This window comes from Methylobacterium sp. J-076 (genome assembly GCF_022829405.1).
In the GTDB taxonomy this organism is placed as follows: Bacteria; Pseudomonadota; Alphaproteobacteria; order Rhizobiales; family Beijerinckiaceae; genus Methylobacterium.
Genome location: NZ_JAKSXW010000149.1, coordinates 627,801 through 639,467, shown reverse-complemented (window position 1 = coordinate 639,467; position 11,667 = coordinate 627,801). Strand labels below are relative to the sequence as shown.

The 11,667-nt window shown below is 70.4% G+C and carries 10 protein-coding genes and 1 riboswitch; of the genes, 2 read left to right on the top strand and 8 right to left on the bottom strand.

All coding sequences use genetic code 11. The annotated features are described in order from the left end of the window. Positions 1–513 precede the first annotated feature (513 nt). The 8 genes from MKK53_RS25280 to MKK53_RS25245 all read right to left on the bottom strand — a co-directional run bounded on the left by MKK53_RS25280 (position 514) and on the right by MKK53_RS25245 (position 9,737). Positions 514–1,146, bottom strand: coding sequence for a thiamine phosphate synthase (locus MKK53_RS25280; protein WP_243931817.1), 633 nt, complete (start codon positions 1,144–1,146; stop codon positions 514–516). Next, positions 1,143–1,943 carry a thiazole synthase gene (locus MKK53_RS25275; RefSeq protein ID WP_243931815.1) on the bottom strand — a complete coding sequence of 267 codons (801 nt, stop codon included), beginning with the start codon at positions 1,941–1,943 and terminating at the stop codon, positions 1,143–1,145. The genes MKK53_RS25280 and MKK53_RS25275 overlap by 4 nt, the downstream gene beginning before the upstream one ends. Before the next feature lie 3 nt (positions 1,944–1,946). Next, positions 1,947–2,159: a sulfur carrier protein ThiS gene (gene thiS / locus MKK53_RS25270; RefSeq protein WP_243931814.1), complete on the bottom strand. Its 213-nt coding sequence runs from the start codon at positions 2,157–2,159 to the stop codon at positions 1,947–1,949. Then, the gene (thiO, locus tag MKK53_RS25265) at positions 2,156–3,373 is read right to left on the bottom strand and encodes a glycine oxidase ThiO (protein ID WP_409564417.1); all 1,218 of its coding nucleotides are present in this window, start codon (positions 3,371–3,373) and stop codon (positions 2,156–2,158) included. The genes thiS and thiO overlap by 4 nt, the downstream gene beginning before the upstream one ends. A 70-nt stretch (positions 3,374–3,443) precedes the next feature. Beyond that, positions 3,444–3,572: riboswitch (TPP riboswitch) on the bottom strand. A gap of 169 nt (positions 3,573–3,741) precedes the next feature. Next, positions 3,742–5,001: an adenylate/guanylate cyclase domain-containing protein gene (locus MKK53_RS25260; protein ID WP_243931812.1), complete on the bottom strand. Its 1,260-nt coding sequence runs from the start codon at positions 4,999–5,001 to the stop codon at positions 3,742–3,744. A 68-nt stretch (positions 5,002–5,069) separates the two neighbouring features. Continuing rightward, the gene (gene rpoD, locus MKK53_RS25255) at positions 5,070–7,046 is read right to left on the bottom strand and encodes an RNA polymerase sigma factor RpoD (protein ID WP_243931810.1); all 1,977 of its coding nucleotides are present in this window, start codon (positions 7,044–7,046) and stop codon (positions 5,070–5,072) included. Positions 7,047–7,264: 218 nt separating this feature from the next. Then, positions 7,265–9,145, bottom strand: a complete 1,881-nt coding sequence (dnaG, locus tag MKK53_RS25250) for a DNA primase (protein ID WP_243931808.1) — start codon at positions 9,143–9,145, stop codon at positions 7,265–7,267. A 127-nt stretch (positions 9,146–9,272) separates the two neighbouring features. Further along, positions 9,273–9,737 carry a GatB/YqeY domain-containing protein gene (locus tag MKK53_RS25245; protein WP_243931805.1) on the bottom strand — a complete coding sequence of 155 codons (465 nt, stop codon included), beginning with the start codon at positions 9,735–9,737 and terminating at the stop codon, positions 9,273–9,275. 180 nt (positions 9,738–9,917) lie between these two features. Between MKK53_RS25245 and carA the strand changes: the two genes are divergently transcribed. Both carA and MKK53_RS25235 read left to right on the top strand, forming a co-directional pair. Beyond that, positions 9,918–11,147, top strand: a complete 1,230-nt coding sequence (carA, locus tag MKK53_RS25240) for a glutamine-hydrolyzing carbamoyl-phosphate synthase small subunit (RefSeq protein ID WP_243931803.1) — start codon at positions 9,918–9,920, stop codon at positions 11,145–11,147. A gap of 141 nt (positions 11,148–11,288) precedes the next feature. Continuing rightward, positions 11,289–11,666, top strand: coding sequence for a hypothetical protein (locus tag MKK53_RS25235; protein ID WP_243931800.1), 378 nt, complete (start codon positions 11,289–11,291; stop codon positions 11,664–11,666). The last annotated feature ends 1 nt before the right edge of the window (position 11,667 follow it).

The window sequence follows — 11,667 nt, the reverse complement described above, 5'->3', positions numbered from 1 at the left end:
TGTTTTGGGGTCTGGCGGTTCACTGGATTGCTTCGGTCAGCTAGACAGGACGGTAGCGCCGAATGTGCGCGTCCCCGTCATCGCGAACGCAGTCAAGCGACTCAGGGTGGTTGGCCGTTTGGAGGCTCTGGCGGTTCCCTGAATTACTTCGCTCCGGTCGCAAGGACGGTCGCGCCCAACGTGCCGCTCGCCGTCATCGCGAACGCAGTGAAGCGACCCAGGGCGGCGGGCCGTTTGGGGGTGTGGCGGTTCCCTGGATTGCTTCGCTCCGCTCGCAAAGACGGTCGCGCCGAATGTGCACCTCGCCGTCATCGCGAACGCAGTGAAGCGACCCAGGGCTGCGGGCCGTTTGGGGCTGTGGCGGTTCCCTGGATTGCTTCGCTCCGCTTGCAAGGACGGTAGCGCCGAATGTGCCCCTCCCCGTCATCGCGAACGCAGTGAAGCGACCCAGGGCTGCGGGCCGTTTCCGATGGTGGCATATCCCCGAATCGCCGCGGACCGCTGGCGAGGGAGTCACGCGCGCGTGCCGTCTCCGGTGTGCCATCGTGCGAGCAGCGTGCGCGTCACCTCCGCCGGATCCCCCGCCCGCATCACCGAGCCCATCGCCGCGAAGCCGGCGGCTCCCGCCCCCCGGCAGGCTGCGAGGGACGTCATCCCGATCCCGCCGAGGGCCACCACCGGCACGCCGCAGGCCCGTGCGGCGGCGATCCCCCCGGGGCCGAGGGCGGGGCCGTAGCCGGGTTTGCTGGCGGTGGGATAGATCGGGCTGAGGGTCACGTAATCGGCCCCGGCCGCGGCCGCCGCCTCGACATCGCTCAGGCTGTGCGCCGACACCCCGATCACCCCGCCGCCGAGCCGGTCGCGCGCCTGCGCCACCGCATCCGAGCCGCCCCGCAAGTGGATGCCATCCGCCCCGAGCGCCACGGCGAGGGCAATGTCGCCCCCCACGGTGAGGATGCCGCCTGCCGCACGCACCTCTGCGGCGACCGCTTCGCCGAGCCGAAGGCGCTCGTCGGCGGGGAGGTCCCGGTCGCGGAACCAGATCCAGCGCCCGCCCCCCGCAAGCACCGCCCGCACCGTGTCCGCCAGCGGGCGGGCGTGGCCGTGGCGGTCCGTCACCGCCAGGAGCGGCGACGGCAGACTCACGAGCCGACGAGGCCGAGCTGCGGGCTCGACGGCTCGGCCCGGCCCCGGCGGGGGATGCGGCCGGCGCGGTGGGCCTCCCGCCCGGCTTCGACGGCGCGGGCCATGGCGCGGGCCATCCGCACCGGGTCGTCGGCCTTGGCCACGGCCGTGTTCACGAGGCAGGCGGCGGCGCCGAGCTCCATGGCGACCACCGCATCCGAGGCGGTGCCGATCCCGGCATCGACGATGACCGGCACGCCCGCCCGGCGGCAGATCAACTCGATGTTGGCCGGGTTGGCGACACCCATCCCCGAGCCGATCAGCGAGCCCATCGGCATCACCGCGGCGCAGCCGATGTCCTCGAGCCGCCGGCAGACGATCGGGTCGTCGTTGCAGTAGGGCAGCACCGTGAAGCCCTCGTCCACGAGGTGGCGGCAGGCCTCGATTAGTTCGGCGACGTCGGGATACAACGTCTCCCGATCACCGATCACCTCGACCTTGATCCAGGTCGTGTCCAGGGCCTCGCGGGCGAGTTCGGCGGTCATGATCGCGTCGCGGGCGGTCTCGCAGCCGGCGGTGTTGGGCAGGAAACGCCGGCCCTTCAGCAGGCTCACCGTGTCCGACCCGTGGCCGCGCAGGGAGACCCGGCGGATCGAGGCGGTGACCACCTCGGCCTCCGACGCCTCGACGGCGTCGCGCATGATCGCCTGCGTCGGGTAGCCGGCGGTGCCGAGGAACAGCCGCGAGGACAGGCGGATCCCGGCGATCACCAGGGCGTCGTCGTCCCCGGGGTGCAGCGGCGTGACGGGGCTGTCCATGCTCTAGCCTCCCTGCATGGCGCGGACGATCTCGATGCGATCACCCGGCGTGATGGTGGTCTCGGCCCAGTCCCGGCGGCGCAGGACGCGGCCGTTGAGGGCGATGGCGATTCCCTGCGCGCCCGCGATGCCGGTCTCCTCGGCCTCGATGCGGAACAGGGCCTCCACGGTGGCGGCCTCGCAGTCCCGCGGCTCGCCGTTGACGAACAGCTTCATCGGGCGGCCCGCCTCGGCTCAGGCCGCGCGAAGCGGACCAGGGTGAAGGGCCGGGCCACCGCGGGAAGCTCGCCCCCCGCCACGAGGTCGGCGACCGCGTCGGCGGTGACGGGGGCGAGCAGGTAGCCGTTGCGGTGGTGGCCCGTGGCGGCCACCAGCCCCGGCGCCAGGGTGTCGATGATCGGCGCGTCGTCGTCGGAGGTCGGACGGTAGCCGCTCCAGACGGCCTCCACCTCCATCTCCTCGATCCCGGGCAGCACCCGGCGTGCGCCCTCCAGCAGGGCGTAGAGGCCGCCCGCCGTGACGCCGGCCCGGAAGCCGCAATCCTCCACCGTCGCGCCGACGATGAGCTGTCCGTCGCCCTTGGGCGCCATGTGGACCTGCTCGGTCCAGACCATGCGGGAGAGGGTGCCGGTCTGACGGGTGGTGCGGAGCGCCAGCGCCTGCCCCTTCAGGGGGCGCACCGGCAGCGACAGGCTTTCCGGCAGCAGCCCTCCCTCCCCGCTCCAGGCCCCGGCGGCGAGGATGACGGTGCCGGCGCGCAGGCTGCCGTGGTCCGTCACGAGGCCCGTCACCCGTCCGCCCGACCAGTCGAGGCCGGTGACGGGCGTGCGCTCCGTGATCGTCACGCCGGCCCCGCGGCAGGCCTGGACCAGGGCGGCCATGACGAGGCGCGGATCCACCTGATGGTCGAGGGGGCAATGCACGCCCGCCGTCACCGAGGGGCGCAGGCCCGGTTCGAGGCGGCGCACGTCGGCTCCGCTCAGCCACCCGGCGTCGAGCCCGGAGCGCCGCTGCAGCTCGTAGCGGAAGCGCAGGCGTTCCACCTCGTCACGGCCGATGGCCAAGACGAGGGTGCCGTCCGCGCGATAGTCGATGGACAGGCCGGAGGCGGCTTCGAGGTCGTCGCGAAAACCCGGCCAGCGGGCCAGCGAGTCCAGGGCCAGGGGCAGGAGCGGATCGGATCCGGGCTCGTGCTCGGCGGCCGGGGCGAGCATCCCGGTGGCGGCGAGGCTCGCCCCGCAACCGACCGTCTCACGCTCGATCACCGCCACCGAGAGGCCCCGCCCGGCGAGGCGCCACGCGCAGGCGAGCCCGATCAGCCCGCCGCCGACCACGGCGACGTCGGCGCGCTCGGGCAGAGCCTGCGTCACGGCGTCGAGGGCCGGGTCCCGGCGTTGTCCGATGGGTGAAACGGGCCTTGGCAGTCCCACGCGAACGCTCCACTGAGGGGGCGTAGGGGAACGGGCCGAATGCTTCCTGGAAGATCGTCTGCCTGCTGGGGCGACGGAAGCGGTCCAATCCCTACGCCGGTGTTAACCGGATCAGGTTCGAAGGATTTCCGCGCCGCAGGCCCTCTCGGGCGTGCCAGCGGTGTCTCAGCCCCTTGCCGGGGATCTCCCTGGAACAAGGGTGATGTGGCCTTTGATCGGCTGAGCGTCAATCCCCCGGGCCCCCCGCCTTGCCGTCATTGCGAGCGCGGCGAAGCAATCCAGGGATCCACCACGGTTCGGAAACGGCCCGCTGCCCTGGGTTGCTTCGCTGACGCTCGCAAAGACGGGGAAAGCGCTCGGAACCGTCCTCAATCCCGCTTCCGCGGCCGCAGGAACTTCGGCTTGAACACCGCCATCGGCTCCTCGAAGCCGTGGAGCACATGGGTGCCGAGGGGGACCGGGTCGCCCCACAGGAAATCCACGAAGGGCTTCGACATCAGCAGCTCCTCGCCGAGCCCGCGGTTGAGCTTGGCGAGCCGGCTCGCGAGGTTCACGTCGCGGCCAATCACCGTGAAGTCGAGGCGAGAGCCGGAACCGACGTTGCCGTAGGCGGCCTCGCCGTGGTGCAGCGCGATGCCAGCCTGGATCGGCACCGGGAACTGGTGCAGGGCGTTGGCCTCGTCGATCGCGGCGAGGACGTGTTGCGCCGCCGTGAGGGCGCCCTTGGCCGCACCGCCGAGGTCGTCCCCCGACTCGCGGAAGATCGCGAGCAGGCCGTCGCCGAGGTACTTCAGGACCTCCCCGCCCTCCCCTTCGATGGGCGGCACGAGGCAGTCGAAGAAGATGTTCAGGAGGGCCACCGCCTCCTCCGGCGTCATGTCGGCGGAGATGCGGGTGTAGTCGCGCATGTCCGCGAACAGGATCGCGGAGCGGATCCGCGTCACCTGCCCCCGGCGGATGTCGCCGGACAGGATCGCCCGGTGCGGCTCGTCCCCGACATAGACCCGCAGGACGTGGTCGAGCTGCTTGTTGAGCACCCGCATCTCCATCACCGCGGCCAGGGCCGGCATGATGAAGCGCAGGATCGCGATGTGGTTGCGCTCGAACCCCGTGGGGCACTTGGTGGCGAGGGTGATGCCGTTCTGCGTGCCGTTGGTGAAGACCAGCGGCGCGACGACGTAGTGGGTGTAGCCCTCGGCCTTCAGGTCGGGGACGATGGCGAAGGCGTCGTCAGCGGTCTCGGACAGGTCGAGGATCAGCCATTCCCCGGTCCGGTGGACCGTGGCGAAGGGGCTGCGCAGATAGGCGTCCTGCGAGCGGCTGCCGTGCGGGAAGAGCCGCACGGTGACGCCCCCGTTGCGCGTCCACACGCGCCCGACGCCGGCATATTCCGAATGCAGGGTGTCGATGGCCGTCGAGGCCCGGTCGACCGGCACGCCGATCCCGATCAGCCGCTCGGCCAGGCCCTCGAGCATGTGCTCGGCCTTGTCGATCCGCGCCCCCTCGCCGAGCAGCCAGTCGCGGATGCCGACGGACGGTTCGAGGGCGCCGAACGGCACATCGCCGGTCTCGGAGCCGTCCGCATCCGCCGTCGGTATTCCGGGCACTGGCGTGCGACGTTCGAGCATGGCGCCAAAGTGGGTTTCCGCCACGGCAAAGCAAGGCTTCGTCGTGGGCCGGCAGTGGGGCCGCCGGCTCAGTTGTCGAGGAAGCTCCGGAGCTTCCGGCTGCGGCTCGGATGCTTGAGCTTGCGCAGCGCCTTCGCCTCGATCTGGCGGATGCGCTCGCGGGTCACCGAGAATTGCTGGCCGACCTCTTCGAGGGTGTGGTCGGTGTTCATGCCGATGCCGAAGCGCATCCGCAGCACGCGCTCCTCGCGGGGGGTGAGGGACGCCAGCACCCGCGTCGTGGTCTCGCGCAGGTTCGACTGGATCGCCGCGTCGATCGGCAGGACGACGTTCTTGTCCTCGATGAAGTCACCGAGGTGGCTGTCCTCCTCGTCGCCGATGGGCGTCTCGAGGGAGATCGGCTCCTTGGCGATCTTGAGGACCTTGCGCACCTTCTCCAGCGGCATGGCCAGCTTCTCGGCCAGCTCCTCCGGGGTCGGCTCGCGGCCGATCTCGTGCAGCATCTGGCGCGAGGTGCGGACGATCTTGTTGATCGTCTCGATCATGTGGACCGGGATGCGGATCGTCCGCGCCTGGTCGGCGATCGAGCGGGTGATCGCCTGCCGGATCCACCACGTCGCGTAGGTCGAGAACTTGTAGCCCCGGCGGTACTCGAACTTGTCCACGGCCTTCATCAGGCCGATGTTGCCCTCCTGGATCAGGTCCAGGAACTGCAGGCCGCGGTTCGTGTACTTCTTGGCGATGGAGATTACGAGGCGCAGGTTGGCCTCGATCATCTCCTTCTTGGCCTGCCGGGCCTCGCGCTCGCCCTTCTGGACCATGTTCACGATCCGGCGGAACTCGCCGATCTCGAGCCCGGTCTCCGAGGCGAGGTCGAGGATCTGCGAACGCAGCTCCTTGACCTGCTTGGCGCCCTTCTCGACGAGGTTCTTCCAGCCCTTGCCGCCGAGCGTCCCGACCCGGTCCATCCAGGCCGAATCGAGCTCGTAGCCCTGGTAGTGGCGCAGGAACTCGTCGCGGGCGACGCCGTGGCTCTCCGCGTAGCGCATCAGCCGGCCCTCGTGGCCGATGAGCTGCTTGTTGATCGCGTAGAGCTGGCCGACCAGCGCCTCGATGCGGTTGTTGTTCAGCGACAGGGACTTCACGTCGGTGACGACGATGTCCTTCAGGTCGCCCTGCTTCTTGGTCTGCGCCGTCGACTTGTCGCCCGCGGCCGCGCCGTCCGACTGCAGCTTGCGCAGCTTGTGGTAGTTCTGGGCGATCGCATCGAAGGTCTCCAAGACCCGCGGCTTGATCTCCGCCTCCATGGCGGCCAGCGACACGTTGTTCTCGAGGTCGTCCTCCTCGTCGCCGCCCTCGGGGGGCGTCGGCGCCTCGGCCTCCTCGTCGCCATCGCCCTCGGCGATCTGCGGCGCGTTGCGCGCGTCCGGCCCGGCATAGGTCGCTTCGAGGTCGATGATGTCGCGCAGGAGGACCTTGCCCTCCACCAGCTCGTCCCGCCAGATGATGATGGCCTGGAAGGTCAGCGGGCTCTCGCACAGGCCGGCGATCATCGCCTCGCGACCGGCCTCGATCCGCTTGGCGATGGCGATCTCGCCCTCGCGGGACAGGAGCTCTACCGAGCCCATCTCGCGCAGGTACATCCGCACCGGATCGTCCGTGCGGTCGGTGGGCTCCTTGGTCGTGGTGGCCACGGCGACGGCGCGGGTCGAGGTGACCTCGGCCACCTCGCCGCCGTCGGCCTCTTCCTCGTCGGCCTCGGCGGTGGCGGCCTTCTCGCCCGTGGCCGCCTCTTCGGTCTCCTCGGCCTCCACGACGTTGATGCCCATCTCGGAGAGCTGGGACAGCACGTCTTCGAGCTGGTCGGGGTCGGACTGGCCCTCGGGAAGCACCTCGTTGACCTCTTCGTAGGTCACGTAGCCGCGCTTCTTTGCGAGCTTGATCATCCGCTTGACCGCGGCATCCGACAGGTCGAGGAGCGGCCCGTCGGTCTGCGGCTCGGGCGCCGCGTCCGTCTCGTCCCGTTCCGTTGCCTTCGTCGCCATGATGAGCCTATTGTTGTCCCGTTGCGGCGGAGTGCGGAGGCATCGGGAGCCTGTCCACGCCTTCGACGCCGCGATGCAAAAGTGGTGCGAATCGCGTCGGCCAGCCGCGCGACCCCGTCTTCGTATGCAAGCCCCAGCTTGACCGTGCGTTAACTAAAGCCGCCCGCCCCTGGCAGCCACACCCGTAAGCCGCCTATAGCGCCAGCCCCGTGTGGAAGTCACGGCACGGTTTGCGGATCCGTCGCTGGAAGGTCAGCCTCCGACTCCGCCGATAGAACGGTCGCCAACCTCTCCTTCACGTCGCACACCCATGCCCAGCCGGCATCTGTCGGATCGGACTCAAACGCCTGCCGTGCCTCGTGAAGTTCGCTATGTAGCGCGCCAGCCTGCCGGTGCAAGATCATGGCCTGGCGAAGGGCGTCGGCGCGGGGGGCCGGATCGGCCTGCGGATCGAGCTGCGCCCGCTCCCGGGACCGTGCCATGCTGATGACGCGCCCTGCCGCCTCACCGAGCCCGCTGCGGGTGATGCGTTCCTGCAACAGATTCGCGTCAAGTATCCTGTGCTCTGCGGCGCATGCGAGCAGGACCGACATCACCGCCCGGCAGTCCGAATCAGCGAAGTCGAGTTCGGCGAGATCGTCGCCGAAGGTCGAGGCCATCTCCGGATGCACCAGCAGCGTGCCGGCGATCATCGCCTCGCGGACATGCGAGGACCCGCTGAACCCCGCCGAGGCCGTCATGGAGGCGCTCGGGGCCGCCGTCATGCGCGGGGAGACCGGCTCCGCCTGCCGCCGGGAGCGGTCGCGGGCCTGGGGGGCGTTGCGCGTCGGCTGCGGTGACAGGCTGCGCAGCCGGCCTTCGATGTCGTCGCGGTAGTAACGCCGCACCGTCTCGTCGCGGATGGCGGTGATCGTCGTGCGCAGGGTCCGCGCGAACCCCGCCCGCCGCTCCGGCGTGTCGGTGGGGCCCTGCTCGACCGCCCGGCGCCAGAGCAGCTCGGAGAGGGGGATCGCGGCCTCCAGGACCCGGTCGATGGCGGCAGGGCCGCCCGAGCGCAGCAGGTCGTCCGGGTCCTGCCCGGTGGGCAGCAGGGCGACGCGGAGCGACTTGCCCGGTTCGAGGAGCGGAAGGGCGATGTCGAGGGCCCGGTGGGCGGCCCGCACGCCCGCCCCGTCGCCGTCGAAGCACAGGACCGGCTCGTCGGCATGGCGCCAGAGCAGGGTGAGCTGGTCCTCGGTGAGGGCGGTGCCCAGCGGCGCCACCGTCTCCGCATGGCCGGCCAGCGTCATGGCGATGACGTCGACATAGCCTTCGACGGCGATGATCGTGCTGCGCTCGTGGGCGGCCTTCCGCGCACTGTGCAGGTTGTAGAGCATCCGGCCCTTGTGAAAGAGCGGCGTCTCCGGCGAGTTCAGGTACTTGGCGCGGACTTCCTTGGCCAACGCCCGGCCGCCGAAGGCGACCACCCGGCCGCGCAGGTCGGTGATCGGAAACATCACGCGGTCGCGGAAATAGTCGTAGGGGACGGCCACGTCCTCGCCGGTCGCGAGCAGGCCGAGCTCGACCATGGTGTCGCGCTCCACACCCTTGCCGGCGAGATGGTCGCGCAGGGCGTAGCGCTCGTTCGGCGCGTAACCGAGGCGGAAGCGCGCGCGGACGTCCTCCCCGAGGCTCCGCCGGTCGAGATAGGCCCGGGCCTCCGCGCCGCGGGAGGAGCGCAGGCGCTCCTCGAACCATGCGGCGGCCATCTCCATCACCTCGATGGCGGTGGCCCGCTTCTTCTCGCTCTCCCGGGTTTCGGCGGTGGGCGCCGGCAGGATCACGCCGGCCTCGCCCGCCAGCCGCTCGACCGCCTCCGGGAAACTCAGCCCTTCGGTCTCCATCAGGAAGGTGAAGACGTCGCCGTGCTTTCCGGATGAGAAGCAGTGGTAGAACTGCTTCTGGTCGTTCACATAGAACGAGGGGGTCTTCTCGGCGTTGAACGGCGACAGGCCGCGCCATTCCCGCCCGGCCTTCTTCAGCTGGACCCGCCGCCCGACCACGGCCGAGGCCGGCAGCCGGGCTCGGATCTCTTCCAGGATGTGGGGCGGATAGCGCACGGGTCTCGCGGGGCGTAGGGCGTGACCCGAGACTATAGCGCCCGCCCTGCCCCGGAGTCCCGGACCATCCGTCGCCCCACCGGGGGATTGCGGGCAGAACCCGGGTTCCGAGGCGATCCGCCTCCCGTCAGCCCTTCGCCGCCAGCGCCGCCTTCACCAATCCGCTCGCCTTGGCGAAGTCCATCCGGCCGGCAAAGGTGCCCTTCAGGGCGGAGATCACCCGGCCCATGTCCTTCGGCCCGGTGGCGCCGGTCTCGAGGATCGCCGCCTCGACGGCCGCCTTCGTCTCGGTCTCGTCCATCTGCTTCGGCAGGAACGATTCGATGATCGCGACCTCGCTGCGCTCGGTCTCGGCCAGCTCCGGCCGCCCGCCCTGCTCGTAGACCGCCGCCGATTCGTTGCGCTGCTTGATCATCTTCTGGAGCAGAGACAGGATGTCCTCGTCCGAGGCCGGGTCCTTGCCGAGGCCGCGGGCCTCGATGTCCTTGTCCTTCAGGGCCGCCTGGATCATCCGCACGGTGGCGAGGCGGGGCTTGTCTCCGGCCTTCATGGCCTCCTTCATCTCGGCGGTGAAGCGCTCGCGAATCGGCATCTCGAAGTCCCTGTGATCGTGTGGAGGACGGACGGCAGCCCTGCGAAGAGGAACGTTGAACCGCGGCCGGGATACGGTCACATTGACCGCATCACGCACCGCTGTCTTTAAAGACGCGCCGGAAGGATCCGCGCGCGCCGCAAGGCGCCGGATGCCGACGAAATAAGCGAGAAGGTCCCGATGCTGCAAGACGACGGCGCCCCCGCACACCCCATGCCCGAGCCGGCGCCCTGGGCCGAGCCCGTCGCCACCGCGTTGCTGGTGCTCGCCGACGGCACGGTGCTCGAGGGCTTCGGCATCGGCCAGACGGGCGCGGCCGACGGCGAGGTCTGCTTCAACACCGCCATGACGGGCTACCAGGAGATCCTGACGGACCCGTCCTATGCCGGCCAGATCGTCACCTTCACCTTCCCGCATATCGGGAATGTGGGGACCAACGACGAGGACCTCGAAAGCCTCGACGCCGCCCCCGCCTCCGGCATCCGCGGGGCGGTCATCGCCTCGGCGGTGACGAACCCGTCGAACTGGCGTTCGTCCTCCCATCTTGACGGCTGGCTGAAGGCCCGGGGCATCGTCGGCATCACGGGGGTGGACACCCGCGCGCTGACCGCCCTGATCCGCGACCGGGGCATGCCGAACGCGGTGATCGCCAACGACCCCGAGGGCCGGTTCGACCGGGAGGCGTTGAAGGCCCGCGCGGCGGCGCTCGCGCCGATGGAAGGGCTCGATCTCGTGCCCCCGGTCACCAGCCGCGAGCGCTCGGAATGGTCCGAGTCGGTCTGGGCGCTGGGCGAGGGGTACGGCCGCCGGGCCGCGGGGTCCGGCCTGAAGGTCGTGGCCATCGACTACGGCGTGAAGCGCAACATCCTCCGGCTGCTGACGGAGGCGGGCTGCGACGTGACCGTCGTGCCGGCCACCACCAGCGCCGAGGACATCCTGGCCCTGAAGCCGGACGGCGTGTTCCTCTCGAACGGCCCCGGCGATCCGGCCGCGACCGGCGACTATGCCGTGCCGGTCATCCGTAAGCTCCTGGAGGAGAAGGTCCCGACCTTCGGCATCTGCCTCGGCCACCAGCTCATGGGCTTGGCGCTGGGCGGACGCACCGTGAAGATGGGCCAGGGACACCACGGCGCGAACCACCCGGTGAAGGACAAGACCACCGGCAAGGTGGAGATCGTCTCGATGAACCACGGCTTCGCCGTCGATCCGGCGAGCCTGCCCGATACGGCGGTGGAGACGCACGTCTCCCTGTTCGACGGCTCCAATTGCGGTCTGTCGCTCACCGACCGCCCGGCCTTCTCGGTGCAGCACCACCCGGAGGCCTCGCCCGGCCCGCGGGACAGCCACTACCTGTTCGAGCGCTTCGTGACGCTGATGCGCTCGGGCAAGCCGGAGGCCGTCCAACCGTAGGGCGAGGGCGCGGCTGCCGGTCCCGGGAGCGCCCCACCGGGGTCACAAAAACCCCGAATTCGGACGGCTTATTCCCCATCGACGGCTCCGAGACGGCGACGCTTTCGCGCTTCGCCCCGGCCGCGATGGGGACTTGTCCGGATGATTGCCAATCAGGCGCGCGACGACTTCACTCGCCTGCACAAGGCCTTCACCTACCATCTCGGGGTGGCGACCGCGCTCGCGTGGCTCACCGCCCTCTATGCCGCCGTCCATGCCCCGTGGGTGCGCAACATCCGGGCGCTGATCGACCCCAGCGCCGGACTGGACCGGGTGGAGAGCACCCTCTCCTATCTCTTCGTCATGCCGGCCGTGCTCGCCCTCGCCCTGGTCTCCATCGTCGCCGGCCGCGAGGCCCTGCGCCAGGCGCAGACCCTGTCGAACGTCTCCGTCGAGTTCGCCGCCGCCGCCGTCGTGGCCTTCGGGGTGTTCTACCTGTCGATCGACCGGGCGGTCGCGGCCCTCACCGCCGCATTCTGAG